Consider the following 26,750-nt stretch of genomic DNA (forward strand, 5'->3'; position numbering starts at 1 on the left):
GCAGGCAATGAGCACGCTGGCGCAGCGCATCGATGCGTGGTTCACGGGGCGCGGCTGGACGATCTTTCCTTTCCAGCGCGCCGTCTGGCGCACCGCCGCACAGGGGCAATCGGGCTTGCTGCATGCGAGTACGGGGTCCGGCAAGACGTATGCCGTGTGGTTCGGCGCCTTGCTGCGCGCCGAGCGCCTGGCGCGCAAGGGCAGGAAGCAGGGCTTGCGCGTGCTGTGGATCACGCCCATGCGGGCGCTGGCGGCCGACACCGTGCGTGCGCTGCAGGCGTCCGGCGAAACGCTGGCGCCCGGCTGGCGCATCGAGGCGCGCACGGGCGATACGAGCGCCGCGCAGCGGGCGCGGCAGGCGAAAGCGTGGCCCGAGGTGCTCGTCACGACGCCGGAAAGCCTGTCCCTGATGCTGAGCCAGGCGGACGCGCAGGAACGCTTCAGCCTGCTGGAAACGGTGATCGTCGACGAGTGGCATGAATTGATGGGCAGCAAGCGCGGCGTGCAGGTGCAGCTGGCGCTGGCCCGGCTGCGCCGCTGGCAGGACAAGCTGATGACGTGGGGCTTGTCGGCCACCCTGGGCAATCTGCGGCAGGCGCAGGACGTCTTGCTGGGCGAGGAAAACGCCGGCGTGCTGGTCGAAGGTAAAGTCAGGAAGCGCATCCTTGTCGACAGTCTGATTCCCGTCAATCCCACGCGCTTTCCCTGGGGCGGGCATTTGGGCATCCAGATGCTGCAGCCGCTGATCGCCGAGATCGAGGGCAGCGCCACCACCCTGGTGTTCACCAACACGCGTTCGCAGGCCGAGCTGTGGTACCAGCACCTGCTCGACGCGCGCCCCGACTGGGCGGGCCTGATCGCCCTGCACCACGGTTCGCTGGACCGCGAAGTGCGCGAGTGGGTCGAGCAGCACCTGAAGACGGGCGAGCTGAAAGCCGTCGTGTGCACGTCCAGCCTGGACCTGGGCGTCGATTTCCTGCCCGTCGAACGGGTGCTGCAGGTGGGCAGCGCGAAGGGCATCGCGCGCCTGGTACAGCGGGCGGGGCGCAGCGGCCACGCGCCGGGGCGCATTTCGCGCGTCACCCTGGTGCCCACCAACAGCCTGGAATTGCTGGAAGCGGCCGCCGCCCGCGCTGCCCTGGCGCTGGGCGACCTGGAAGCGCGGCCCGTGCCGGACAAGCCGCTCGACGTGCTGGTGCAGCACCTGGTGACGATCGCGCTGGGCGGCGGTTTCGACTCGCCGGCCCTGTACCGCGAAGTGCGCGCGGCCTGGTCGTACCGCCACCTGACGCCGGACGAGTGGCAATGGGCGCTCGACTTCGTCGCGCGCGGCGGGCAAAGCCTCACCGTGTACCCGGAATACCGCAGAGTGCTGCCCGACGATGCAGGCATCTACCGCGTGCCGGACGTGGCGCTGGCGCGGCGCCACCGCATGAGCATCGGCACCATCGTCTCGGAAGCGGCGATCCAGGTCAAATTCCTCGGCGGGGCGCGCATCGGCAGCATCGAGGAATCGTTCATCGCGCGCCTGAAGCAGGGCGACCATTTTCTGTTTGGCGGGCGTATCCTGGAATTCGTGCGCGTGCATGAGATGACGGCCTACGTGCGGCGCGCCACGGGCAGCCGCGGTGCCGTGCCGCGCTGGCAGGGCGGCAAGATGCCGCTGTCGTCGGAGCTGGCGCATGCCGTGCTGGACCAGCTGCAGCTGGCGCAGGAAGGGAAAGCCAGCGGGCCGGAAATGCGCGCGCTGGCGCCCCTGCTGGCCATCCAGCAGAAATGGTCCAGCCTGCCCACGCGCGCCAGCCTGCTGCTGGAAACTTTGTCCAGCCGCGAAGGCCATCACCTGTTCGTGTATCCGTTCGCGGGCCGCTCCGTGCACTTGGGCCTGGCGTCCCTGCTGGCCTATCGCATCGCGCGCGTGCAGCCGGCCACCTTGTCGATCGCCGTCAACGATTACGGCTTTGAATTGCTGGGCGCGGACGATATCGATTTTGCGCCGCTGCTGACGGCCGCCAGCGGCGCCGATATTGCCCTGTTCAGCACGGACAACTTGCTCGAAGACGTGCTGGCCAGCCTGAACGCGACGGAACTGTCGCAGCGGCGCTTCCGCGAAATCGCCCGCATCGCCGGCCTCGTGTTCCAGGGCTATCCGGGCCAGCCGAAAAGCGCGCGCCAGCTGCAGGCGTCGTCTTCGCTGTTTTTCGAGGTGTTCCGCAAGCACGACGCGGCCAATTTGCTGCTCACGCAGGCGCAGCGCGAAGTGCTGGAGCAGGAACTGGAACTGACGCGCCTGCGCGCCACCTTGCGCGAACTGCATGGACGCAGCCTCAGTCTGCAAGCGCTGGAGCGCGCCTCGCCATTTGCCTTCGGCCTGATGGTCGAGCGCTTCCGCGAACAGCTGACGACGGAAAAACTGTCGGACCGGGTGGCGCGGCTGGTGCTGGCGCTGGAAAAGGCAGCCGCATGAAGGGACAGGAGCGGGCGCACTGCGCGGTGGAGCTGGCCGGCGAGCTGGTCTGGCTGCTGGCGGACAAGGCCGTGTACTGGCCGGCGCGCAGGATATTGATCGTTGCCGACATCCATTTCGGCAAGGCGGCGGCGTTTCGCGCGCTGGGCGTGCCTGTGCCGCGCGGCACTACCACGCAAAACCTGCTGGCACTCGACGCCTTGCTGGCCAGCTACGCCTGCGAGGAAATCGTCTTCCTCGGCGATTTTTTGCACGCGCGCGCCGCCCATGCGGCCGCCACCGTGGCGGCCATGCTGGCCTGGCGCATGCGTCATCGCGACGTGCGCCTGACGGTGGTGCGCGGCAACCACGACGCGCATGCGGGCGATCCGGCCGCCGCGCTGGGCATCCGCATGGTGGACGAGCCGCACCAGGTGGGCAAGCTGTCGTTCTGCCATCACCCTGACACCGTCGCGCCCGGCTATGTGCTGGCGGGCCATGTGCATCCCGTGTTTCACTTGCGCGCCAAAGGGAGCGGAGCGCACGGCGGCGGCTTGCGCCTGCCGTGTTTCCTGCTGGGCCAGCAGCGCGCCATCCTGCCCTCGTTTGGCGCCTTCACGGGCGGCCATGCGGTGCGGCCAGGCGCAGCTGAGCGCGTGTACGTGACGGCCGACGCGGCGATTTTTCCGCTGCCCGCCAACTGCTGAGTGTCAGATACTTTTGGTGGAAAACTGAAAGTAACTGTGCCACCGTAGGCGGGACTCATCCTACATGCGCTCTTGCCATCCTCCTATTTCTTGTGCCCCATGTGCGCACTAAGATGACGGTTCCCTTGCCATGCGAGGGGGAAGAATTGCATGGTTTGCACTGTTTCCGATTCCATCGATCAAGGAGATCATCATGGCCACATCGAGCGACAATAAACAGCAAGGTAGTAAAACCAGTAGCAGTAGCAGCGGCGGCAGCGGCGGCAGCAAGCAAAGCGATACCAGCAAGCGGGGTTTCGCTTCCATGGACCCCGCCCAGCAGCGCGAAATCGCCAGCGAAGGCGGACGTGCCGCGCATGAAAAAGGCACGGCCCATGAATTCACGTCGGAAGAGGCCCGCCGCGCAGGCAGCCAAAGCCACAAGAACGATGCCAACCGGCAAAGCGCCTCCAGCTCCAGCGGTTCGCGCGATAACGCCAGCATGAACCAGGAGGGCAACCGTGACAGTGGCAACAAGCAAAGCGGCGGTTCCGGGTCCGGGTCCGGTTCCAGCTCCGGGTCGCGCAACAAGTAGCGCCAGCTGAGTAGCAAGTTGCAAGTGGTCCTGGCCAGCGGGAAGCAGGCACGCCGCAGGTCAGGGCCACGCTTATTTGGCTGCCGCAAAATTTTGATGCAACGCAGCAGGCATGGACTATGATGAAATAGCTGCGCCGGCCACGGCCTATGCGCAGTCAACGCAGTCAAATCGCATTCACGATCAGGGAGAAGATGATGGGCAACTCCACCACGCCGCAAGCCGGCAATAGCCAGGGCGGCACGCCGTCCGTGGCAGGCAACAAGCAAAGTACGGCCGATTCTGCCGAGAACTTTGTGCTGGTCGATAGCGAGCAAGGGCTCGATATCGGCGACGATCTGTTTTCCATCGGCGAGGTGCGGCGCGCCGACCGCCTGCCCCATCACCAGTCCGGCTCCGCCGGGCAGAGCCGGCAGAGCGCCGACGATGCGCCCGACACCACGGGCAGTACGGGCGTCTGATCTGGCCGCCTAACTTTCTTCACTCTCAAGCCACCCGCGCCGGGCCAGCTGCAAGACGTGTTCGCGCACGTCCGCTGGCCATTCCTGTACGCATGCGAGAAACGCTGCTTGCTTGCCGGCGAACAGGGCGCGGCTCGCTTCCTCGAAGCCTGGCGCATCGCCGGCCAGCGCATTCATGACTTTATAGGCCGCTTCGCGTGCCTGGCGCTGCTCATCGTGCAGCTTGTTGCCGCGCTGCGCGTGTTCCACCAGTTTGCGCAAGGCGACGGAGGCGCCGCCCGGCTGCGTTGCCAGCCATTCCCAGTGACGGGGCAGCAAAGTGATTTCGCGCGCCACGACGCCCAGCTTCGGGCGGCCTGCCGTGCGTGCGGGGGCGGGAGCGTCGTCCTGCGGCGCCGGCGTTGCTGCGCGAGGCAGGCGCTGCAGCACCTCGGCCAGGCTGCCATGCAGGTTCAGGTCGACCTGGCTGCCGCTGGCGTCGTCGAAAATCAGGATCTGCGCATCGGGATCGCGCGTCACCAGTTCCTTCAGTGTTTGCGCAAGCGCATGTAAAGGGCCGGCGGCGACTTTTCGCTTGCCGGCGAAGGCGGTGAGCTGAGGTGGTGCGGGGGTATGCATGTCTTGCCTCCATGGGGAATGCAGGCAATTTTACCCGGGTTAAATTGAAAGTCAATATTGCCCGGGTAAAATAGGGTGAGCCTGCTACAGATCGACCCGGCCGTGTTCGCCCATGTCTTTCGGCGGCTCGCCCGTGATGGCGGCCCTGGCCATTTCATAGAATTGCATCATCTTGCTGGCGCTGCTATCCCAATACTCGGCCGACTGGATCGTCACCTTGATCAGCGACAGCTTCGGATCGTCGAGCCCGCCCGGGAACCAGGCTTTCACGAGCGGATTCCACAATTCCTCCGCCTTGGCACGGTCCTTCAGCAACTGCGCGTGGCCGCAGACGGATACATACAGGCTGTCGCCCGTGTCGACGAAGCTGACATTGACTTGCGGATTGTTCAGCAAGTCGCGCGTGTAGCTGGCCTCGTCGGAAACAAAGAACCAGATCTGCCCCTCGTTATCGACCTGCTGCTGCGTCAGCGGCCGGCTGGTGAGGGTGCGCATGTCGTCGCTGGTGGTCAGCATGCCGAATTTGACATCCTTGATCTTGGCCGCGATGCTGGCCAGTTGTTCGCTGGAATACGATTGCATGGGTGCTCCCTTGTTGGTTGTCCTGAACAACAAGCATAGGTGCTTGCTGCAAGCGGCTCTGTACGGCAGCTTACGTAGTAGGCCAGCTTTGTTTCAAAGCTGTTACAAAACGCTGGCCCGGCGGGGCGCCCCATGTATTGACTTAATAAATGATAATCATTATCATTTGTTTGAAAATATAAGCATGCACTTTGATTGAAGGATGGGAATGAAGCACACTGACTTGTCGCGCCAGCTGGCCCGCCCCTTGCCGGGAGCGGAGCATGCATAGTGCGGGCGCCGCAGACAAGGCCAGGAACAACGCCAGCCGCGCCGTCTGGCTGAAGAACTTGCATCAATGGCATTGGATCAGCTCGGCGCTTTGCCTGCTGGGCATGTTTCTGTTCGCCATTACCGGCATCACCCTGAACCACGCCGGCCAGATCGAAGCCAAGCCGGCGATCACGCGCCAGCAGGCGCAGTTGCCGGCGCCCCTCCTCACGGAACTGGCCGCGTATGCCGCCAAGCACGATGGCACCAATGCGCCGATGCCGGCCGCCGCCGAAGCCTGGCTCAGGCAGCAATGGTCGCTCAATGCGGGCGGGCGTCCCGCCGAATGGTCGGTCGACGAAGTGTATCTGCCGCTGCCCAAGGCGGGCGGCGACGCCTGGGTGCGCATCGGCCTCGAAGACGGGGCCGCTGAATATGAATTGACGGACCGGGGCTGGGTGTCCTGGCTCAACGATGTCCACAAGGGCCGCAACACGGGCGTGGCGTGGAGCTGGTTCATCGACATCTTTGCCGGCGCCTGCATCGTGTTTTGCCTGACGGGGTTATTGATTTTGAAGTTCCACGCGGCCAACCGGCCATTTACCTGGCCGATGGTGGGCCTCGGTATCCTGATACCTTGCGCGATCGCCTTGCTGTTTATCCACTGATGTTTTTATTTTTCCTTTTTACAGGCACACCATGAAATTACGCTACTCCCTGGCGCTTGGCCTTCCCCTGATCGGTACGTCGGCGATGGCTGCCGACCTGTCCCTCAAGATTGAACTGCCGCAACTGAACGTGGCGGAATACCACCGTCCTTACGTGGCGGCGTGGCTGGAAACGGCGGACCAGAAGGTCGTTGGCAACCTGGCCGTGCTGTATGACGTGAAAAAGAAGGACAAGGCCGGTGAAAAATGGCTGAAGGACATGCGCCAATGGTGGCGCAAGAGCGGCCGCGACCTGGCCATGCCCGTTGACGGCGTCAGCGGCGCCACGCGCGCCCCCGGCGAACATACTCTGACTTTCCCCGGTGCCAAGGCCTTGCTCGACAAGCTGCCGGCCGGCGAATACCAGGTGGTCGTGGAAGCGGCACGCGAAGCGGGCGGACGCGAACTGGTGCGCGTGCCGTTCCAGTGGCCGCTGAAATCGGCCCAGTCCGTTCCTGGCAAGGGCAAGGAAGAACTCGGCAATGTCGTCGTCCAACTCAAACCTTAAGGCGCCTCTACCATGTTGAAGCAACTGAATAAACCGCTGATCGCCCTGGCGCTGGCCGGCCTGGCCATGAATGCCCACGCCCACCGGGGCTGGATGGTGCCATCGAGCACGATGGTGGAAAGCAAGGACGCCTGGGTGACGGTGGACGCTGCCGTCTCCGACGGCCTGTTCGAGATCGACCACCAGCCGCTGCGCCTGGATGCGCTGCAAGTCATCGGTCCGGATGGCGCGAAGGTCACGCCGGCGAACACGGTCACGGGCCGTTTGCGCAGCGTCTTCGACGTAAAAATGGAAAAGCCGGGCACGTATAAAGCGGCCATCGTGTCGCAAAACGTGATGGGCAGCTACAAGCTCAATGGCGAGCAGAAGCGTTTCCGCGGCAATGAAGAGACGTTCAAGAAGGAAGTGCCGGCCGACGCGCAAGAGCTGAAAATCACGCGCACGGCAGCGCGCCTGGAAACTTTCTTCAGCAATGGCGAAACCAGCACGGAAGTGTTCAAGCCGACGGGCGTGGGCCTGGAATTCGTGCCGGTGACCCATCCGAACGACTTGCGCGCAGGCGAAAAAGCCACGTGGCGCTTCCTGGTCGACGGCAAGCCGGCCGCGAACCAGGCCTTCAGCCTGGTGCCAGGCGGCGTGCGCTACCGTGGCGTGCTGGGGGAAATCCGCCAGAGCACCGATGCCAAGGGCGAGATCACGTTCACCGTGCCGGCCGCCGGCATGTATTACCTGAGCAGCACCTGGCCAGCGGCTGCCCCGGCCGTGGCCGGCCAGCCGCCAGCCATGCCGGAGCGCCGCATGACGTACGCGGCCACCGTGGAAGTGCTGCCGCAGTAAGCGGCGGCATCGTCACGAGCTCGCCGATGCGCCGGGTCCTGCTGCCGCAGCATATTTCCGATCAGGCCGCGCCGCCCGGCGCCGCGATCCGGGACTTGCGCGGCTTGAGCATGGGCACCAGCTGGTCGGTGCGCCTGCTCGAATCCGCCATGCCGGGACGCGCCGGCAGCGCCGACCTGCAGCAGGGCTTGCAGCAGCAGCTGGACCTGGTCGTGGCGCAAATGAGTCACTGGAGCGATGAGTCCGACCTGGGCCGCTTCAACCGGGCCGAACCCGGCAGCTGGCACAGCCTGCCCGCCGCCTTTTGCGAGGTGCTGGGCTTTGCCATGCACGTGTCGCAGGCGTCCGGTGGCGCATACGACCCGTGTGCGGGCGCCCTCGTCAACCTGTGGGGCTTCGGCCCCCGCCATCGCTACGACGAGCCCGGTTTTCTGCCGCCGAACAAAGAGACGGTGGCCTTGCTGCTGTCGCAACGCCAGCGCCGCCGCCTGGAGCTGGACTTGCCGGCCCGCCGCGCGCGTCAGCCCGGCGGCTTGCAGCTCGATTTATCGGCCATCGCCAAGGGGTATGGCGTGGACCGCCTGGCGCGCTATCTGGACAGCCAGGGCATCGGCCATTACCTGGTCGAAGTGGGCGGCGAGCTGCGCGGCGCCGGCAGCAAGCCCGACGGCCAGCCATGGTGGGTGATGCTGGAACAGGTCGATGGCGCCGACGCGGATCTAGATCCGCCGGAAATGCTGCTGGCGCTGCACGGCTTGTCCGTGGCGACGTCGGGCGACTACCGGCGTTTCTTCCAGGATGGCACGGCGCGTTTCTCGCACACCATCGATCCGCGCAGCGGCATGCCGATAGCCAATCAACTCGCTTCCGTCACCGTCGTGCATGAACAATGCATGGCGGCCGACGCCTGGTCGACGGCCCTGACCGTGCTCGGTGTCGAGGCCGGCATGGCGCTGGCCGAAGAGCAGGGCCTGGCCGCGCGCTTCCTGCAGCGCGACGGCCCTGGCTTTCACGAAACGCTGAGCAGCCACATGCTGGCCATGCTCGACGAATGAAGATTTATTTCCCATGATTTTTACGCACGATACGACGCGGCTGGCCTTGCTGGCCGCCCTGTCCCTCAGCTACGCGGGCGTGTGCCTGGCGCCTTGGCTGCGCGCGCGCGCCAGGCGCCGCGCGTCCGCCGCCGCCAAGGCGGCGCTGGCAAACAGTCCCGCCTGGCTGGTGACGTATGCAAGCCAGACGGGCAATGCCGAGGAACTGGCCACGCAAACGGCGCAGAGCCTGCAACTGGCCGGCATCCCCGTGCGCCTGTGCACGCTTGCCGAAGTCACGGCCGTTGATCTGCAACAAGCCGAACGGACTCTGTTTTTGGTCAGCACCTATGGCGAAGGCGATGCGCCCGACAATGCGGCCGCCTTCATGGGCCGCCTGATGACGGGCGGGCTGGCGCTGCCGCAATTGCATTACGCCGTGCTTGCCCTGGGCGACCGCAGCTATGGCCAGTTTTGCGGTTTCGGCCGCGCGCTCGATGCCTGGCTGGCGGCGCAGGGCGCCTCGCGCCTGTTCGAGCGCATCGAAGTCGACCGCAGCGCCAGCGTCAGCATCGAGCAGTGGTTCCAGCATCTGAGCCACCTGGCCGGCACCAGCGACGCGCCCGACTGGAGCGCCCCCGCCTTCGGCGACTGGCGCCTGACGCACAGGCAGCTGCTCAACCCGGGCAGCGCGGGCGGCGCCATCTATCACGTGGAACTGGCGCCCGTGGCCGGCAGCTTGCCTGACTGGCAGTCGGGCGACCTGGTGCAGGTGACGGCGCCCGCCGACCCCTCGCAGCCGCGCGAATATTCGATCGCTTCGATTCCGCGCGATGGCGGCGTGCACTTGCTGGTGCGCCAGCATGCGCATCCCGACGGCAGCCTGGGCCTGGCCTCGGGCTGGCTCACGGCGCAGGCCAAGGTCGGCGACGTGGTGCAGCTGCGCTTGCGCCAGCATAAGCGCTTCCGGTTGGAAGACAATGCTCAGCGGCCATTGATTTTGATCGGCAACGGCAGCGGCATCGCCGGCTTGCGCGGCCACCTGAAAAGCCGCGTGCTGGCAGGGCAGCGGCGCAATTGGCTGATCTTTGGCGAACGCAACGCGGCCCATGATTTTCATTATCGCGAGGAAGTTGAACACTGGCATGCCAGCGGCGACTTGCCGCGCCTGGACCTGGCGTTTTCGCGCGACCAGGCGGAGCGCACCTACGTGCAGGACCGCTTGCGCGGCAATGCCGATGAAGTCAAGCTGTGGCTGGAGCAGGGCGCGGCCATCTATATTTGCGGCAGCCTGGCCGGCATGGCGGGCGGCGTCGACCAGGCCCTGCAGGAGATACTGGGCCGGCCCGCGCTCGACGCGCTGGCGGCCGAAGGGCGCTACCGGCGCGACGTGTATTAATGCAGCAGCGACTGCTTATGGCTGGACCACAGCCAGCGGCGCCGTGTCCATGTCGCCGCTCACTTCCTGCAAGCCGCGCGCCAGGCTGGAGATGCTGGGGTTGTCGATGAAGACGCAGCGCTTGCCCGTGCGCTTGCAATAATCCTTCACGCGCCAGTAGGCGCTGTGGCTGATGCAGCCCGTCTGGCAAATCACCAGGTCGGCCGCCGCCAGGCTCGAGTCGAGCAGGTTGGCATTGTCTTCCAGGCCGCCGTCGTGGTGGGCGAACTGCGCGCCGACCCGCTCGATCAGGGCGCGGTAGGTGGCGACATTGCCGCTGCGTCCGCCCACGCACAAGACGCTTTGATCGACGAGGCGGATCGGCATTTTCAGCTTGCCGCCGGTCGGCACTTCCAGCTTGGGTGCCGGTGGCGGCACGGCGGCGGCTGGGCGCGGCTGGGCCTGTTTCAATTCCGCGATTTGCTGGCGCAATTCCTTTTCGCGCTCATCCATTTGCGCCAGGCGTTCGACCAGGCGCGTGCGCGATTCCAGTGCCGGGATGGCCGCCTGCAATTGCGCCAGGTCCGCGCGCAAGCCGTCGATCACGCTATCCTTGCCGATGGACTCGGCCCGAGTGCGCAGCAGCACGGCTTCCTGGCGTTCCAGTTCGCCCGTTTTTTCCGTCAGTGCGGCCTGGCTGCGCTGTTGCAGCTTGGCCAGTTCGTGGGTCAGGCGCGCGTTTTCTTCCTGCAAGGCTGTAAATTTGCCCATGTCGGCGCGCACGCAGGCGCCGGCCTGGTGCTGGATCATGTGCAAGTCGCGGCACATCTGCTCTTCCAGCTCGGCGTCGCAGCGCGGGTGCGTCAGGCCGGCCCAGAAGGCGCCCGACACGTCGCCGTTGGCGACGGCCGTGCGCCACAGTTGCGCTACCTGTTCCGTGGTCTTGGCGCCGCGAAAGCGCAGGATCACGGGAGCGTAGCGGCGTTCGAGTTCCTTTTGCAGTGCTTCGGACAGGCGGTTGCGCGCGCCGCATTCCGTGACGGCGCCCACGTGCACTTCGTAGTCGTCGGCCAGCACGCGCCCGCCCGTCATCTTGCCCACCAGCTTGCGCAGATAGCCCAAGGGCAAGCCCACGCCGACCAGCGGGCAATGGCAGGTATGCGACAGTTCCCACAGCCGGCGGCGGCGCGAAGCGAGCGCGGCCGTTTCCGTGTCGGCGTGGGCGCAATTGCTGATGACGGGCAGGGACTGGTCTTTGTCACACATGGCGATATCCTGTTGGGCGGTGGGGCAGCGGTGGAAGAGAAATAGAAATTAGTGCGGCAGCGGCGAGGCAGGACGCCTGGCGCTCAGCCTGCGCGCCAGGCGCTCGAGCAAGGTGGTCTTCGGCGGCGCGGGGCGGTGCAGCGCCACCAGAGTGGCCCATTGCTGCGACAGTTGCTGACAAGTCGCTTGCAGCACGGGGCCGAGGCCGGGCGAGCCGGCCAGCGCTTGCAGGTGGCGTTCGATGACTGCGGCCAGTTTCTCGCAGGGACTGTCCGCATGGTAGTGCGACATCAGGTGCAGCACGGCCGACAGCAGCAATTCAGGCTGCTGGCCTTGCGGGGAAGGAAACATCGGGGAAGGTCGTTCGTTCGCCATCAAACACTCCTGTGCGGTGGTTTGGCTGGCTGCGCGCACGGGGCGCGACTGGCTGGCGAGCGTGGTGACTGGCTGCCGTGCTGCTTCAGGCAGTCAGGATCAGCTTGTTCAATTGGGTGACGCGCAGGCGATAGATCTTGCCGCTGTGCTCAATCTCCACTTCGCGGCCCTGCTGCAGCAGCGCTTCGCTGGTGATGCGGCGCGCCGGCTGGGCCATGCTGACGGGAGGACGGACGTGGGCGGTAGCGGCATCCTGGATCAAGGCTGGTTTTGAGCTTTGCATGTTGGGCTTTCTTTATCTCAGTTGAGAATGATTCGTATTTGCATTATTGTTGAATGTGGCCCGAAAAGCAAGGCTTATTTATGCGCAATCCGTGCTTTTTTGCGATGGGATGGCAGCGTGGAGCATGGCGCTGCGCGAAGGCGGCCATTGGCGCGGCATGGAAGGGGAGCGGCAGCAAAAAAGACCCGGCAAGGCGGTGCGCGCCTTGGTCGGGTCAAGCCTGTGCCAAGCTGGAAGAAATCGGGATGGCGTTAAATCGTGGCCAGCAATTGCGCCGAGGCGGCCGCGGCGGCGGTGGTGTCGGCTTTGAGCTTGGCGGCAGCCAGCTGCTTGGCGCGCGAGCGCGACGGCGGCAAGCGGCGCAGGGTTTTCAGGGCGTCCGGATCCTTGATGCCGATGGTGCGCTGGTCAACCGAGATCAGGCCGATTTCATTGAAGGCGGACAAAGTGCGGCTCACCGTTTCCAGGGTCAGGCCCAAGTAGCTGCCGATTTCGTGGCGCGTCATGCGCAGGTTGAACAGCTTGCTCGAATAGCCCATCTGCGCGAAGCGGTCGGCCAGCGAGACGAGGAAGCGGGCCACGCGGGCTTCGGCGCTCAAGGCGCCCAGCATGCCGATCATCGCCTGTTCGCGCACCAGTTCGCGGCTCATCACGCCGTACATGACGTTTTCCAGTTCCAGGTGAACACGTCCCAGCGCCGTCAGCTTCTTGAACGGCAACAAGATCAGGTCGCAGTCGGACAGGGCCACCGCTTCCGAGGAGTAGTGGCGCGAGTGGATGCCGTCGACGCCCAGCATGTCGCCCTTCATGGGAAAGCTCAGTACCTGTTCATTGCCGAATTCGTCGATGAGCACGGTTTTCAGGAAGCCCGAATTGACAATGTACAAGGTGTCGAACGGTTGGCCGATGGTATGCACGCGCTGGCCCGTCTTGAATTGCACGTGCTGGAACAGCAGTTCGTCGGCGGCGATGGTGCAGGCGCTGGAGATATGCAGCAGATCGCACACCTCCTTCAGGTTCGACCATAGCCGCCCCTGGCGCTGGCGCCCTGCTTCCATCGGGGAAGAGGGAGCCAGCGATGGGGTGGCGGCGCGGGTTTCGGGCGTTTGCGTGGACAGCATGTTCATCTCCTGGTGACAGGTAGTTCAGAGTTGAATGACAGGGTGCGCAGGACGGCGGGCAGGGAAGGGGCGGCGCGCGTCCAGGCTGATAAAGCTCAATTCGCTGACGACTTGCTGTGTGATGAAATAACTTCCCAGCAACTTGATTACTGGTTTCAGTATGCCAACAACCATATACAATTAATATCAGCAGTGGCTGAATATGGCAGTAGGAGCTGTGGTAGGAGATGTAGGATTGTTCCTACGGTCGACGCGCCGCCGCGCGCCGCCGGGCTTACGTCTTGAAGGGGGAGAGCAGGCGGTGCGCTACGGCATACTGCACCATTTCGGACAGCGAACTCATGCCCATTTTTTGCATGATGCGCGTCTTGTGCGTACTCACCGTCTTCACGCTCAGGTGCAGGTTGTTGGCGATTTCCGTGATCGACTTGCCCGCCACCAGCAGGGAAAAGACTTCGAACTCGCGGTCCGATAACTGTTTGTGCAACAGGCTTTCATTCGGCATCATGATGTTGAGCACGAGCTGCTCGGCCACCTCGGCGCTGATGTAGGGGCGCCCCGACGCCACCTTGTGAATGGCGCCCACGAGCTGGGTGCCCGCGCTTTCCTTGGTCAGATAGCCTTGCGCGCCGGCGCGGATGGCGCGCACCGCATATTGTTCTTCCTCGTGCATGGTGAGGATCAGGATGGCCAGCTTGGGCGCCTCGCTGCGGATTTGCCGGATCAGGTCGACGCCGCTGCGGCCCGGCATCGACAGGTCGAGCAGCAACAGGTCGAAGCCGCCCTGGCGCACCTGATTGAGTACTTCAAAGCCGTCGATGGCTTCGCCCACGATATCGATATCCGGCGCGCCGTCAAGGATGCGCTTCAAGCCTTCTCGCATGATGGTGTGGTCGTCGGCAATCACAATACGTATCATAGGCGGGCAATCTGGATGCGTGAAATCTGCTCTGTCCGTCACCGGACAATCAAATGTTGAGAAACGAGAAATGTTGTCATTTTAACTGAAGCGGCCGCATTGTGCCTTTTTCTGCATATGCCGGCAACGGCGGCCCCAGTGGTCATGTGACCTCTTATTCGGACGGGGGTTCCTTGATCAGCCTATGCACGAGCACGGGCAATTTCGAGTGCGACAGCACTTTATTGGTCACGCTGCCCAACAGCAATTGCCCCCAGCCGCTGCGGCCATGCGAACCCATGAAAATCAGATCGCAATGCTGCAATTGCGCCACTTCCACGATCTTCAGGGCCGGGCTGTCGGAAAAGACCGTCAGGCCTGTCGCTTCCAGGCCGCGCTTGGCGGCCGCGTCGAGGATGGGCTGCCAGTGGTCGGCGCCGGCCTTGCGCATGGCGATGCGGTACTCCTCCTCGCTGGGATAGCTTGGCGGAATGATTTCGATGTACACCGGGTACTGGTACTCGGGCGCCACGTACAAGGCAAGGATGTCGGCGTGCATCTGTTCGGCAAAGGCAACGCCGGCGCAGGCCGTCAGGTTGGAGACGGTGGAGCCATCCGTGGCGATCAGAATTTTCTTATACATGGCAGGTCCTTTGGCGGTGACTGAGCGCGCGCAACGCCTCTTATTGTAGACGCGGCGGCAGCATTGTATTCATGCAAAGACTTGATAATTATCAATACAACTGCACCTTCAGTATAGACAACATTGGCAGAAAGATCGTGTTTAGCAGCAACGATGTGCATGTGGCGCTGTTGCGCAGACGCCCGGAAGCAGGATTTCTTCTGCTGTGCGTGGTCTTGCACCCACGCCAATGGTAGTATTTCAAAATACAACAGCTGGAACACATATTTCCTTGTGGAAAAGCTCTTGTGGACCAGCTTTGCACCAGGAAGCGCGTTTTGAGATTTACCAACAGGGCGGCGCCCTGCTACACTCGCACCATCGCAGCGGTATTGCCTCAAATCATCTTAATCGAGAAATTGTGGGTATCAGTCTGTAAAACGCACAGTTCAGGCGGAATTTTGACAAATTATGGAGAAGCAGGGATATGACCAACGCCGCTGATGATTTCGACGCATTATTCGATGAAGTATCTGCGCAAAGTGCGGCCGCGGCTCAGCCCGCGCCTGCCGCCGCGCCCGCTCCCGCCGTGATTGCGGAGGACGATTTCGACGCGCTATTCGACTCGGTGTCGGCCAACGCCGCCGTGCCGGCAGCCGCCGAGCCGGTGGCCGCCGAGGCGGAAGCGCTGCCTGTGGCCAGCGCCGAGGCGTCTGGCGACGCGGCCGATCCCGTCGACCAGTCCGACAAGCCGATGTTCGAGCGTCTGGGCGGCATCGTGCGCCTGCTGCACGATTCGCTGCGCGAACTGGGCTACGACAAGGCGCTGACGGAAGCGTCGTCGCAGATCGTCGACGCCCAGGACCGCCTGGAATACGTCGCCACCCTGACCGAACAGGCCGCCAACAAGGTCCTGAACACGCTCGACGAAGGCATGCCGGCGCAGGATGTACTGTCGAAGAAAGCCAAGGACATGGACGGCCGCTGGACGGCGCTGTTCGACGGCAAGCTGAGCCTGGAAGAATTCAAGGCCCTGGCCGGCGACTCGCGCCAGTTCGCGCAAGCCGTTGCCGAAGCGACGGAAGCGGAAAAAGCGCGCTTGCTGGAAATCATGATGGCGCAGGACTTCCAGGACATCACGGGCCAGCTGATCAAAAAAGTGGTCAACATCACCAAGACCGTGGAAAACGAACTGGCCCAGCTGTTGCGCGACAACGCGCCGGCCGAGGTGCGCGAGAAACTGGCGCAAAAGCCGGTGCCGCTGATGCAGGGCCCGTCCGTGCCGTCGGTGGCGCTGGACCAGGATAATGTAGACGACCTTCTTGCGGATTTGGGATTCTAATGGACGATATGCTCAAGGATTTCGTCGTTGAGGCGATGGATCTTGCGGTTAATGTTGAAGAGCACTTGTTGCGCCTCGAGCGCGATCCTGACAACAAGGAAACACTGAATGCGGTGTTTCGTTCCTTCCACACGATCAAGGGCGGTGCCGGCTTCATGGGCTTGCCCGCGCTGGTGGCGGCCTGCCACCTGACGGAAAACCTGTTCGACGCCTTGCGCACGGGCGCCGCGCCCGTCACCCCCATCGCCATCGAGGCAGCGCTGCAGGCGTCCGGTTTCGTCGCCGACCAGCTGACGGAACTGGCCAATGGTGCCGCGCCGGAAAGCTTGCCGGCCATGCCGGAAGAGCTGGAACACATCCTGACGAACGCCATCGAAGGCAAGGGCATGGATGCGCCTGCGCCTGCCGCCGCCGTGGTGGCGGAAGTGGCCGCGCCCGTTGCCGAGGTTGCGGAAGTGCCTGCCGCCACGCCTGCCGCCGCCGTCTCCACCGCCGGCGCCGATGGCCTGGACTGGGAAGGCATGTATAACGCCGTCGTGCCCGAGGGCAGCCGGGTCGCCGCCGCGCCGGTGTCCGCCGTCGCCGCTGCCCCTGCCGTCGTGGCCGCCGCTGCACCCGCCGCTGCTGCTGCCGCTGCCGCCAAGCCGGCCGCCAAGGCCTGGGATGGCGCCGAACGACGCGAAGAGCGTCCGGAAGTGCGCCATGCCGCGCCCGTCAAGGAAGACAGCATCCGCGTCGACGCCGTCAAGCTCGACGCGCTGCTGGAAGTGGCGGGCGAATCCGTGCAGGCCGCCAACCAGGCTGCCGTGCTGCTCGAACGCTTGCTGCAATTCAAATTCGAAGGCCAGGCCGCCACCTTGATGGCGACCCTGGCGGAAACCCTGGAGCGCGCCTCGCGCTACTCGACGGAACTGCAGCGGGCCACCCTGGCCACGCGCATGCAGCCTGTCGGCCGCCTGTTCCAGAAATTCCCGCGCCTGGTGCGCGAGCTGGCGAAAGACCTGGGCAAGGATGTCGAGCTGACCATCGAAGGCGCGGAAACGGAAGTCGACCGCGTCGTCGTGGACAGCCTGTACGATCCGCTCGTGCACATGCTGCGCAACTCGCTCGACCATGGCGTCGAATCGCCGGAAGCGCGCCTGGCCGCCGGCAAGCCCGCCAAATCGTATATTTCGCTGAAAGCCTGGCAAGAGGCCAACAGCGTCATGATCGTGCTGCAGGATGACGGCAAGGGCATGGACCCGGTCTTCCTACGCAGCAAGGCCCAGCAAAAGGGCTTGATCAGCGAAAACGCGCAATTGAGCAACGACGAATGCTTCCAGCTGGTGTTCCTGCCAGGCTTCTCGACCAAGGAAGTGGCGTCCAGCGTCTCCGGCCGTGGCGTGGGCATGGACGTGGTGAAAACGGCCGTGGAGAAAAACCGCGGCGCCATCCACATCGAGTCGACGCTGGGCAAGGGCACGAAGTTCGCCATCCGCCTGCCGATCGAACTGTCGATCGTGCCGACCATGCTCGTGTCGACCTCGGGCGCCGCGCTGGCGCTGCCGATGGCGGTGGTGCAGCGCGTCGTCGAATTGCCGGAAACCTTCATGGAAGTGGGCGGCGCGCCGGTGCTGAAAGACCAGGGCCGTCCATTGCCCGTGCGGTCGCTGGCAGGTGCCCTGGGCTATGAATCGTGCAGCGAACGCGTCGGCATCGTCGTCGCCGCGCCGCAGCCGTACATTCTTGCAGTGGAAGCCGTCGACGGTACGGCCGACCTGGTCATCAAGCCGATGACGGCCATCACCGTGGAAGGCATCACCGGTACGGCCCGCTCGGCCGAAGGCGAGCTGGTGCTGGTAGTCGGCTTGTCGTTCCTGATGGACGGCTGCCGGGGAAGCGTTCGTCTAGCTGCCTGAGTCTTGCTTCAATCGTTAGAAAGCCCGCTAGGCATAGCGGGCTTTTTTTATGGCGCCAGCGGTGTCAGATGTTGTTAGGGCGTAAGGTGCCGCCTTCCAGCCAGCGCTGCACGCGCACGATTTCCTGGGCGCGCTCCGCCTCGTCCTTCGGCGGCGGCAGGTAGATGTCGGGCATGATGCCGCCGAGATCGACCTGCAGATCTGGCAAGCGGGCCGAGCGCGAGGTGGCGTAGGCCAGCTGGCGCCGTCCCGAGGGCAGGGGGTGCATGCGCAGATTCGAATAATCGAGCGCGCCTCCGCTGTTGCGTCCGATCAGCTTGACGCGAAAGCTTTGCCGCGCTTCCAGCAGAAACTGTTCGCAGGAACTGCCGCAATCGCGGTCGACCAGCACCGCCACCCTGGACGGCTGTACTGCCTGGCCAGACACACTCGCATAGCTGACAGGCCCGTTGGTGCTTTGCGCCACGAACTGGCCGGGCTGCACGCTGCGCATGCGGGTGACGGCCAGTGCCATATATTTCGTGCAGGTGGCGTCGCCGGGAGCGTACAGCGCGCAGATGTTTTCCTGGCTGGCGATATTGGCCGGCGTGGACAGCCATTCACCACCGATATTGACGCTCTCGCCTGAAGCTAGCCATGGCAGCAAGGGCGCATATGTGCTGTCGCTGCCGCCGTTGTTGCGCCGCACATCGATAATCCAGTTTCGACGGGTGGCCAGTTCGTCGCGCTTGCTTTCCAGTAAATCATTGATGAGCCCGGCGTACCCGGGGAAAAAACTCGGTAAGGTCAGCAGCGCCGTGTGCGGCGACAGCAGCTGCAGCGATGGCGCTCTGTCATCGATGGTGGCCGTTGGCGCGGCGGTTGAGGATGGCGCTGCAGCTGGTGTCTCATGTTTCAGCGTACCGGTCGGCATGATCTGCAGGTGGCCTTTGCGCCACTGGCTCAGGTAACCGGACAGTGCCGTATTGCAGGCAGCCTCATCGTTCACCTTGGCCGCCGCGGTGCTGGCGCTGGCCAATGCCTGATCGAAATACGCTTGACCTTTTTGTGCCAGATGCTGGCGCGCGCCAGTATCGTTTTCCAGCAAAAAGGCGGGAAGGACGCGCAAGTCCTGCAGGCAGGTCTCGCTCGGCGTGGCCGCTTGCGTATGGCTGACTGTCAAAGTAGCCAGGAGCGTGGCGGCAAAAGAACACAGTCTCATCAATACAGTCTTTCCTGAAATTGTTATCGAAATACAATACACGAAAGATTAAAGAAAAAGTATCGATTTCTGGCCGCGCCGTGGCTCGTTCGGCGGCCTACCCGCAGATTGGGCCGTCATGTCGCCGATATGCCGATATCGGCAATTTCCAGCTCGTATCCAACAAGGTTGCCAAACTTTGTATCGCCAATCCCACTCTTTTGCCTGTTTCGGTTCTGTGTCGTCCGATATATGGCATAATCCTTGTGGATCACCGTATGACCTGGTATCACTTGATCACTTACTACAGGCTGTGGCAACGCTGCATAAATCATGATGAAGACGCTTTACGACAAACTCTGGGAATCCCACGTTGTTCGGGCCGAAGATGATGGCACGACAATTTTGTACATCGACCGGCACTTGCTGCACGAAGTCACCAGCCCGCAAGCCTTCGATGGCCTCAGCGTGGCGGGCCGCCAGCCGTGGCGCATTTCCGCCAACCTGGCCGTGGCCGACCATAACGTGCCCACCACCAGCCGGGTCGACGGCATTGCCGATCCCGTCTCGCGCCTGCAGGTGGAAACCTTGGACAAGAACGCCAAGCACTACGGCTTGACCTACTTCAACATGAACGACAAGCGCCAGGGTATCGTGCATGTGATCGGCCCTGAACAGGGCGCGACCCTGCCCGGCATGACGGTGGTCTGCGGCGATTCGCACACGTCCACGCACGGCGCGTTCGGCGCGCTGGCGCACGGGATCGGCACGTCCGAAGTGGAACATGTGCTGGCCACGCAGACCTTGTTGCAAAAGAAATCCAAGTCCATGCTGGTGCAGGTCGACGGCGCTCTGCCGGCCGGCGTGACGGCGAAAGATATCGTGCTGGCCATCATCGGCAAGATCGGCACGGCCGGCGGCACCGGTTACTGTATCGAGTTCGGCGGTTCGGCCATCCGCGCGCTGTCGATGGAAGGCCGCATGACGGTGTGCAACATGGCCATCGAGGCTGGCGCGCGCGCCGGCATCATCGGCGTCGACGACACCACCATCAATTACGTCAAGGGCCGTCCGTTTTCGCCGGCCGGTCCGCACTGGGAACGCGCCGTGGCCTACTGGCGCACGCTGCATTCTGACCCGGGCGCCCGTTTCGACCTCGTCGTCACGCTCAACGCGCAAGAGATCGAACCGCAAGTGACGTGGGGCACCTCGCCCGAGATGGTGGTCGGCATCGATGGCCGCGTACCGGATCCGGACAATGAGAAAGACAGTGTCAAGCGCGACGCCATCGAAAAGGCGCTCGTCTACATGGCGCTGAAGCCGAACACGCCGATCTCGGACATCCGTATTGACAAGGTCTTCATCGGTTCCTGCACCAATTCGCGCATCGAAGATTTGCGCGCGGCGGCCGCCGTGGTACGCGGCAAGTACCGCGCCTCGAACGTCACCCTGGCGCTGGTCGTGCCCGGTTCCGGCCTGGTGAAAGACCAGGCCGAGCGCGAAGGACTCGACCGCATCTTCAAGGATGCCGGCTTCGAATGGCGCGAGCCGGGCTGTTCCATGTGCCTGGCCATGAATGCGGACCGTCTGGAACCGGGCGAACGCTGCGCCTCGACCTCGAACCGCAACTTCGAAGGCCGGCAAGGGCAGGGCGGTCGTACCCACCTGGTGTCGCCCGCGATGGCGGCGGCGGCGGGCATCGCCGGCCACTTTGTCGACGTGCGGGGATTGCGATGACGGCAGGGGCTGGCGCCGCTGGTTTACACTAGCGTTCCCGGTCCCTTATCTACTATCAAAAAATCATCATGAAAAAACTCTTCGCCCTCCTCATCGCCACCGTCATCTTGTCCGGCTGCAACACCGTCTCGGGCATCGGCCGCGATGTGCAGAAAGTCGGCCAGGTCGTCACTGGCGCCGGCGGAAAATAAACCGTGACGTGGCGGCGCCCCGCGCCGCGCGTCTTACCGAGTAGAAACAGCATGGATAAATTTACGATTTACGAAGGCCTGGTAGCCCCGCTGGACCGCGCCAACGTCGACACCGACGCGATTATTCCGAAGCAATTTCTGAAATCGATCCACCGCAGCGGCTTCGGCCCCAACCTGTTCGACGAATGGCGCTACCTCGACCATGGCGAACCGGGCCAGGACAACAGCCGCCGCCCGCTGAACCCCGAGTTCGTGCTCAACGAGCCGCGCTATCAGGGCGCCTCGATCTTACTCACGCGCAAGAACTTCGGCTGCGGCTCTTCGCGCGAACATGCGCCGTGGGCGCTCGATCAATATGGCTTCCGCGCCATCATCGCGCCCTCGTTTGCCGACATCTTCTTCAATAACTGCTACAAGAACGGCTTGCTGCCCATCGTGCTGTCGGAAAGCCAGGTCGAGCACCTGTTCAATGAAGTCAAGGCCTTCCCCGGCTACAAGCTGGTGGTGGACCTGGAACAGCAGTGCGTGCGCACCAGCAATGGTTCCGTCTCCTATCCATTCGAGATCGATGCCTTCCGCAAATATTGCCTGATGAATGGACTCGACGATATCGGCCTGACCCTGCGCCATGCCGACGATATCCGCGCCTTCGAAGAGCGTCACTTGAATAGCCAACCGTGGCTCGCCAACGTCATTTAATCGATAAAAATATGAAAATTGCAATTTTACCCGGCGACGGCATCGGTCCTGAAATCGTCGCGCAAGCCGTTAAGGTCTTGAATGTGCTGGGCGAATCGTTCGAGCTGGAAACGGCGCCCGTGGGCGGCGCCGGCTACGCGGCCCATGGCCACCCGCTGCCGGAAGGCACGCTGGCCCTGGCGAAAGCGGCCGATGCCGTGCTGTTCGGCGCCGTGGGCGACTACAAATACGACAACCTCGAGCGCCAGTTCCGCCCGGAGCAGGCGATCCTGGGCTTGCGCAAGAACCTGGGCCTGTTCGCCAACCTGCGTCCGGCCATCTTGTACCCGGAACTGGCGGGCGCCTCGACCCTGAAACCGGAAGTGGTCTCCGGCCTGGATATCCTGATCATCCGCGAATTGACGGGCGACATCTATTTCGGCCAGCCCCGCGGCGTGCGCGAGTGCCCGGACGGTCCGTTCAAGGGCCAGCGCGAAGGCTTCGACACCATGCGCTATGCGGAAGGCGAAATCCGCCGCATCGCCCACGTGGCTTTCCAGGCCGCGCAAAAGCGCGACAAGCGCCTCACCAGCGTGGACAAGGCGAACGTGCTGGAAACCTTCCAGTTCTGGAAAGACATCGTCACCGATGTGCACAAGGAATACCCGGACGTGGCGCTCGACCATATGTACGTCGATAACGCGGCCATGCAGCTGGTGCGGGCGCCGAAGAAATTCGACGTCATGGTGACTGGCAACATGTTCGGCGATATCTTGTCGGACGCGGCCGCCATGCTGACGGGCTCAATCGGCATGCTGCCGTCCGCTTCGCTGGACGCCAACAACAAGGGCTTGTACGAGCCGTCGCACGGTTCGGCGCCCGATATCGCGGGCAAGGGCATCGCCAATCCGCTGGCGACGATCCTGTCGGCCGCCATGATGCTGCGCTATTCGCTGAACCGCGAAGAGCAGGCAAACCGCATCGAGGGCGCCGTCAAGCAGGTGCTGGCGCAGGGGCTGCGCACGGCCGACATCCACGAAGCGGGCACGACGTTGGTCGGTACCGAGGCCATGGGCGATGCCGTAGTGCGTGCATTAGGATAAAATATTTCAATGACGGCAGTCGCCGTCTCATCTTGAGGAATGGTAATGAAATTAGTTGGCTTGGTAGGTTGGCGCGGTATGGTCGGTTCGGTCCTGATGCAGCGCATGCAGGAAGAGGGCGATTTCGCCCACATCGAACCGGTGTTTTTCACGACGTCGAACACGGGCGGCGCCGCGCCGGCCATGGCGAAGAATGAAACCATCCTCAAGGATGCCAACAACATCGCCGAACTGTCCAAGTGCGACATCATCATTTCCTGCCAGGGCGGCGACTACACGAGCGCCGTCTTCCCGCAGCTGCGCGCAGCGGGCTGGAATGGCTACTGGATCGATGCGGCCTCGACCTTGCGCATGGAAAAAGACGCCGTCATCGTGCTCGACCCCGTCAACCTGCACGTCATCAAGGATGCGCTGGGCAAGGGCGTCAAGAATTACATCGGCGGCAATTGCACCGTGTCGTGCATGATGATGGGCCTGGGCGGCCTGTTCCAGCACGACCTGATCGACTGGATGACGTCGATGACGTACCAGGCGGCATCGGGCGGCGGCGCGCAGCACATGCGCGAACTGCTGACGCAATTTGGCACCATCAACAGCTCCGTCAAGGCGCTGCTGGAAAACCCGGCGTCCGCCATCCTGGAAATCGACCGCCAGGTGCTGGCCACCCAGCACGGCTATTCCCCGGATGAAATCAAGCAGTTCGGCGCGCCGCTGGCCGGCAACCTGATCCCGTGGATCGACAAGGACCTGGGCAACGGCCAGTCGAAGGAAGAATGGAAGGCGGGCGCGGAAACGAACAAGATCCTGGGCCGCGGCATCGATTTCGGCACCAAGGAAATTCCCGTCGACGGCCTGTGCGTGCGCATCGGCGCCATGCGCTGCCATTCGCAGGCGCTGACCATCAAGCTGAAGAAAGACGTGCCGCTCGATGAAATCAACGACATCATCGCCAGCAACAATCAATGGGTGAAATTCGTGCCGAACACGCGCGAAGCGTCCGTGCGCGATCTGTCGCCGGCAGCCGTCACGGGCAGCCTGACGATTCCCGTCGGCCGCGTGCGCAAGATGAGCATGGGCGGCGAATACCTGTCCGCATTCACCGTGGGCGACCAGTTGCTGTGGGGCGCGGCCGAGCCGCTGCGCCGCATGCTGCGTATTCTGCTGGATGCGTAACAGCAATAAATCAGCAATTAATTGCTGATGCGGATCAAGCCGGGGCTGTTTTCCCGGCTTTTTTTTCGTCCTGAGCCCGTCAAGGCTCAACCATGCGGAGCTTGCATAGCTCTGGGCATGATGATATGTTGATACCTCTGGAAAAGTAACTGTTTTCCCATGTCAACTAAGATGCCGCCAACTATGCCTGTACACACTCGTCCCCGGGTCGCCTCCCTTGCCATTAAAACACTCAGCAGCGCTGTCGCCTGTGCGGTGTTATTGTCACCGGCGGCATCCGCAGCCGAGCTGGGCAAGATCACGGTGCTGTCCGCCGCCGGCCAGCCGCTGCGCGCCGAGGTCGAATTATCGGCCATCAAGCCAGGCGAGGCAGCAAGCCTGCTGGCCAAGCTGGCGCCGCCGGAGGCCTATCGCCAGGCCAACGTGGAATTCAATCCCGCATTGAACGCCTTGACGTTTGCCGTGGAAAACCGCAATGGCAAGCCCTTCATCCGCATCAGCTCGGCGCAACCGGTGGCCGAGCCCATGGTGGATCTCTTGCTGGAACTGAGCGGCAAGAGCGGTCGCCAGGTGCGCGAATATGCGTTCGTGCTCGACACGCCGGAAGCGCGCCAGACGCGCGGCGCGCAAGTGACGGCGCCGGCCGAACCGGGCAAAGGCAAGGCGGCGGCCGATGCTGCGCCAGCTGCGGCGAAAAAACCGGCCGGGGAATACAAGGTCAAGACGGGCGACACCCTGAGCCGCATCGCCAGCGAACTGAAGCCTTCGGGCGTGTCGCTCGACATGATGCTCGTCGCCCTGTACCGCGCCAATCCCGACGCCTTCAAGGGTGAGAACATGAACCGCATGCAGGCCGGGCGCATCCTGGCCGTGCCGGGCGCGGACGCCGTGCGCGCCACCGGTGCGGCTGAAGCGAAGGGCATCGTGACGGCGCACGCCATCGATTTCGAGGCCTACCGCAACAAGCTGGCAGGTCAGGTGTCGCAAAGCAAGCCGGCCAAGGCCGCGCAAGCGACGCAAAGCACGGCCGGCAAGATCGGTGCGACCAAGGTGCAGGAAAAGCCGACGGCCGTGAGCGAGTCGCAAGACAAGCTGAAACTGTCGAAGGCGGAGCCGGCGGCCAAGTCGGCCGGCAAGAGCGCCGTCGCCAGCGAGGAAGACAAGATCGCCAAGGCGAAACAGGTCGATGAAGCCGCTGCCCGCGTCAAGGAGCTGGAAAAGAACGTCAGCGACCTGGAAAAGTTGATGGCGGTCAAGAGCAAGGCCATGGCCGACAAGAGCGCCCCCGCACCCGCCAAACCGGCCGAGGCCGCTGCCAGCGCACCCGCCAGCGCGCCGGCCGAGGCGCAGCCGCCCGCACCTCAGCCTGCCGCACCGAAGGTCAAACCGGTGCCGCTGGTGAAAAAACCATCGCCGCTGGAGCCGACGATTACCGACAAGATCAATGACCACCTGGGCGCCATCGGCATCGGCATCGCCGCGCTGCTGGCGGCCGTGGCGGCGCTGGTGGTCGCGCGCCGCCGCAAGGACGCGCCGCCCGCGCCGGAGAGCGTGGCTCCCGTGTTCGAGCCGGAGCCGCCCGCCGCGCCTCCGGCCGGCCTGGCGCCGGAAGACCAGCAGTCCGAAGCGAGCAATCACCTGTTCGGTACGGGCGCGGCCGCTGCCGGCGTGGCTGCCGCCGCGGGCGCGAGCATGCTCGATGCGAATGAAACGGACCCCGTCGCCGAAGCGGACGTGTATATCGCCTACGGCCGCGATGGCCAGGCGGAAGATATCCTCAAGGAAGCCTTGCGCATCCATCCCGAGCGCCATGCGGCCCGTCTGAAGTTGCTGGAAATCTATTCGGCCCGCAACGACGTGCGCGCGTTTGAAGACCAGGCTAGCGAGCTCTACAGCCTGACGCGGGGCCAGGGCGAAGAGTGGCAGCAGGCGGCCGCGCTGGGACTGGCGCTCGATCCCACCAATCCCCTGTATGGCGATACGGAAGACGACGCCGTGGTCAGCCTGAGCAAGGCAGCCGGGGACGACGTGCATGGCCAGAGCATGGACTTGCCCGACGAGCCGCCCGCGCCGCTGGCCGACCTGGCGCCGGCCGAGCCGGTCTCCTCCGTGACCGCCCGCGATGCGCGCGACCCCCTCGATTTTGACCTCGACAGCCTCGATTTCGAACCCGTCTCCACGAGCGAGCCGATCGTCATGCCGGGGCCGGACAGCAAGCCGGTCCCTGCCGCGCACGATGCGCAGTATGACGCCAGCATGGATTTCGGCCTGGACCTGGAGCCGCCTGCCGGCCCCGTCAATGGCGTGGGCGCCGGTTTGACGCCATTGCCTGATCCGTTGAAGGATGTCGACCTGGCCCACTTCGACCTCGACGAACCCGTGGCGCCGGCTGCCGCGCCCGTCGCGGCGGCCGAGCCTTCCCTCGACAGCCTGTTCGACGATGCGCAAGCGCCGGCGAGTTTGCCGGAAGCGATACCGCCCGCACAGGAATTCGACCTGTCCGGCATCGACCTGGACCTCAACGATGGCAAGACGGCCAGCGTGGGCGTCGACGACCCGTTGTCGGCCATCCACATGGAAATGGATACCAAGCTGGACCTGGCGATCGCATACCAGGAAATCGGCGACAAGGAAGGCGCGCGCGAGCTGATCGATGAGGTCATCAAGGGCGGCAGCGAAGAGCAGGTCGCCAAGGCGAATACAATGAAGGCACTTCTGAGCTAAGCACCTGATACGACGTCCATGGCTGCGTTGCACGGTCTCGCGGTACTATTCGTACTGT

At 63.8% G+C, this 26,750-nt stretch carries 26 protein-coding genes; 17 read left to right on the top strand and 9 right to left on the bottom strand.

Annotated features, from left to right (window positions below):
- Positions 1-7 precede the first annotated feature (7 nt).
- From CSQ95_RS14630 to CSQ95_RS14645, 4 genes are all read left to right on the top strand, one after another.
- Positions 8-2,467: a ligase-associated DNA damage response DEXH box helicase gene (locus CSQ95_RS14630; protein WP_099410031.1), complete on the top strand. Its 2,460-nt coding sequence runs from the start codon at positions 8-10 to the stop codon at positions 2,465-2,467.
- The gene (gene pdeM / locus CSQ95_RS14635; RefSeq protein ID WP_099410032.1) at positions 2,464-3,153 is read left to right on the top strand and encodes a ligase-associated DNA damage response endonuclease PdeM; all 690 of its coding nucleotides are present in this window, start codon (positions 2,464-2,466) and stop codon (positions 3,151-3,153) included. The genes CSQ95_RS14630 and pdeM overlap by 4 nt, the downstream gene beginning before the upstream one ends.
- A 193-nt stretch (positions 3,154-3,346) precedes the next feature.
- Positions 3,347-3,727 (top strand): KGG domain-containing protein, encoded by a 381-nt coding sequence (locus CSQ95_RS14640; RefSeq protein WP_099410033.1) that lies wholly within the window; start codon positions 3,347-3,349, stop codon positions 3,725-3,727.
- Positions 3,728-3,921: 194 nt separating this feature from the next.
- On the top strand, positions 3,922-4,188 hold the full coding sequence (locus CSQ95_RS14645; protein WP_070300427.1) for a hypothetical protein: 267 nt from the start codon (positions 3,922-3,924) through the stop codon (positions 4,186-4,188).
- 9 nt (positions 4,189-4,197) lie between these two features.
- Here the strand turns inward: CSQ95_RS14645 and CSQ95_RS14650 are convergent, their stop codons facing one another.
- Together CSQ95_RS14650 and CSQ95_RS14655 are read right to left on the bottom strand one after the other, a co-directional pair.
- Positions 4,198-4,806 carry a DUF2239 family protein gene (locus CSQ95_RS14650; protein WP_070221097.1) on the bottom strand — a complete coding sequence of 203 codons (609 nt, stop codon included), beginning with the start codon at positions 4,804-4,806 and terminating at the stop codon, positions 4,198-4,200.
- Between the two features lie 84 nt (positions 4,807-4,890).
- A complete protein-coding gene (locus CSQ95_RS14655; RefSeq protein WP_099410035.1) occupies positions 4,891-5,388 on the bottom strand; it encodes a pyridoxamine 5'-phosphate oxidase family protein in 498 nt (165 codons plus the stop codon).
- A gap of 263 nt (positions 5,389-5,651) precedes the next feature.
- Between CSQ95_RS14655 and CSQ95_RS14660 the strand changes: the two genes are divergently transcribed.
- Genes CSQ95_RS14660 through CSQ95_RS14680 form a run of 5 tightly spaced genes read left to right on the top strand, consistent with a single transcriptional unit; the run spans position 5,652 to position 10,122 of the window.
- Complete coding sequence (locus tag CSQ95_RS14660) at positions 5,652-6,305, top strand: PepSY-associated TM helix domain-containing protein (protein WP_099410036.1); 654 nt, start codon at positions 5,652-5,654, stop codon at positions 6,303-6,305.
- A gap of 31 nt (positions 6,306-6,336) precedes the next feature.
- Positions 6,337-6,852 (top strand): DUF2271 domain-containing protein, encoded by a 516-nt coding sequence (locus tag CSQ95_RS14665; protein ID WP_070221103.1) that lies wholly within the window; start codon positions 6,337-6,339, stop codon positions 6,850-6,852.
- Between the two features lie 12 nt (positions 6,853-6,864).
- Positions 6,865-7,689: a DUF4198 domain-containing protein gene (locus CSQ95_RS14670; protein ID WP_099410037.1), complete on the top strand. Its 825-nt coding sequence runs from the start codon at positions 6,865-6,867 to the stop codon at positions 7,687-7,689.
- A gap of 26 nt (positions 7,690-7,715) precedes the next feature.
- Positions 7,716-8,744 (top strand): FAD:protein FMN transferase, encoded by a 1,029-nt coding sequence (locus CSQ95_RS14675; protein WP_099410038.1) that lies wholly within the window; start codon positions 7,716-7,718, stop codon positions 8,742-8,744.
- A 13-nt stretch (positions 8,745-8,757) separates the two neighbouring features.
- The gene (locus CSQ95_RS14680; protein ID WP_099410039.1) at positions 8,758-10,122 is read left to right on the top strand and encodes a sulfite reductase subunit alpha; all 1,365 of its coding nucleotides are present in this window, start codon (positions 8,758-8,760) and stop codon (positions 10,120-10,122) included.
- Positions 10,123-10,137: 15 nt separating this feature from the next.
- On the opposite strand, the gene CSQ95_RS14685 is transcribed toward CSQ95_RS14680, so the two are convergent.
- From CSQ95_RS14685 to CSQ95_RS14710, 6 genes are all read right to left on the bottom strand, one after another.
- Positions 10,138-11,367, bottom strand: a complete 1,230-nt coding sequence (locus CSQ95_RS14685; protein ID WP_099410040.1) for a DUF2325 domain-containing protein — start codon at positions 11,365-11,367, stop codon at positions 10,138-10,140.
- Between the two features lie 48 nt (positions 11,368-11,415).
- Positions 11,416-11,742: a hypothetical protein gene (locus tag CSQ95_RS14690; protein WP_099410041.1), complete on the bottom strand. Its 327-nt coding sequence runs from the start codon at positions 11,740-11,742 to the stop codon at positions 11,416-11,418.
- Between the two features lie 85 nt (positions 11,743-11,827).
- Positions 11,828-12,025, bottom strand: coding sequence for a hemin uptake protein HemP (gene hemP, locus CSQ95_RS14695; protein WP_034750559.1), 198 nt, complete (start codon positions 12,023-12,025; stop codon positions 11,828-11,830).
- A 251-nt stretch (positions 12,026-12,276) separates the two neighbouring features.
- Entirely contained in the window at positions 12,277-13,083 is an 807-nt protein-coding gene (locus tag CSQ95_RS14700) for a Crp/Fnr family transcriptional regulator (RefSeq protein WP_070221155.1), read from the bottom strand.
- A gap of 337 nt (positions 13,084-13,420) precedes the next feature.
- A complete protein-coding gene (locus CSQ95_RS14705) occupies positions 13,421-14,065 on the bottom strand; it encodes a response regulator transcription factor (RefSeq protein WP_070221113.1) in 645 nt (214 codons plus the stop codon).
- Between the two features lie 154 nt (positions 14,066-14,219).
- The gene (locus CSQ95_RS14710) at positions 14,220-14,687 is read right to left on the bottom strand and encodes a universal stress protein (RefSeq protein WP_099410042.1); all 468 of its coding nucleotides are present in this window, start codon (positions 14,685-14,687) and stop codon (positions 14,220-14,222) included.
- A gap of 466 nt (positions 14,688-15,153) precedes the next feature.
- Between CSQ95_RS14710 and CSQ95_RS14715 the strand changes: the two genes are divergently transcribed.
- Both CSQ95_RS14715 and CSQ95_RS14720 read left to right on the top strand, forming a co-directional pair.
- On the top strand, positions 15,154-16,008 hold the full coding sequence (locus CSQ95_RS14715) for a protein phosphatase CheZ (protein ID WP_070291820.1): 855 nt from the start codon (positions 15,154-15,156) through the stop codon (positions 16,006-16,008).
- Positions 16,008-17,906: a chemotaxis protein CheA gene (locus tag CSQ95_RS14720; RefSeq protein ID WP_099410043.1), complete on the top strand. Its 1,899-nt coding sequence runs from the start codon at positions 16,008-16,010 to the stop codon at positions 17,904-17,906. Before CSQ95_RS14715 ends, CSQ95_RS14720 begins: the two co-directional genes overlap by 1 nt.
- Before the next feature lie 64 nt (positions 17,907-17,970).
- Here CSQ95_RS14720 and CSQ95_RS14725 read toward each other — a convergent pair whose 3' ends face one another.
- Entirely contained in the window at positions 17,971-19,107 is a 1,137-nt protein-coding gene (locus tag CSQ95_RS14725) for a S41 family peptidase (RefSeq protein WP_099410044.1), read from the bottom strand.
- Positions 19,108-19,419: 312 nt separating this feature from the next.
- Here CSQ95_RS14725 and leuC point away from each other — a divergent pair, with 312 nt between their 5' ends.
- From leuC to CSQ95_RS14755, 6 genes are all read left to right on the top strand, one after another.
- Positions 19,420-20,823: a 3-isopropylmalate dehydratase large subunit gene (leuC, locus tag CSQ95_RS14730; RefSeq protein WP_070221120.1), complete on the top strand. Its 1,404-nt coding sequence runs from the start codon at positions 19,420-19,422 to the stop codon at positions 20,821-20,823.
- 68 nt (positions 20,824-20,891) lie between these two features.
- On the top strand, positions 20,892-21,014 hold the full coding sequence (locus CSQ95_RS14735; RefSeq protein WP_010400408.1) for a lipoprotein: 123 nt from the start codon (positions 20,892-20,894) through the stop codon (positions 21,012-21,014).
- Positions 21,015-21,065: 51 nt separating this feature from the next.
- Entirely contained in the window at positions 21,066-21,713 is a 648-nt protein-coding gene (gene leuD / locus CSQ95_RS14740) for a 3-isopropylmalate dehydratase small subunit (RefSeq protein ID WP_099410045.1), read from the top strand.
- Positions 21,714-21,724: 11 nt separating this feature from the next.
- Positions 21,725-22,795 (top strand): 3-isopropylmalate dehydrogenase, encoded by a 1,071-nt coding sequence (leuB, locus tag CSQ95_RS14745; RefSeq protein ID WP_099410046.1) that lies wholly within the window; start codon positions 21,725-21,727, stop codon positions 22,793-22,795.
- Between the two features lie 45 nt (positions 22,796-22,840).
- On the top strand, positions 22,841-23,968 hold the full coding sequence (gene asd, locus CSQ95_RS14750; protein WP_071650193.1) for an aspartate-semialdehyde dehydrogenase: 1,128 nt from the start codon (positions 22,841-22,843) through the stop codon (positions 23,966-23,968).
- Between the two features lie 255 nt (positions 23,969-24,223).
- Positions 24,224-26,692, top strand: coding sequence for a FimV/HubP family polar landmark protein (locus CSQ95_RS14755; RefSeq protein ID WP_306532476.1), 2,469 nt, complete (start codon positions 24,224-24,226; stop codon positions 26,690-26,692).
- The last annotated feature ends 58 nt before the right edge of the window (positions 26,693-26,750 follow it).

The organism is Janthinobacterium sp. BJB304, assembly GCF_002735765.1.
Taxonomy (GTDB): Bacteria; Pseudomonadota; Gammaproteobacteria; order Burkholderiales; family Burkholderiaceae_D; genus Janthinobacterium.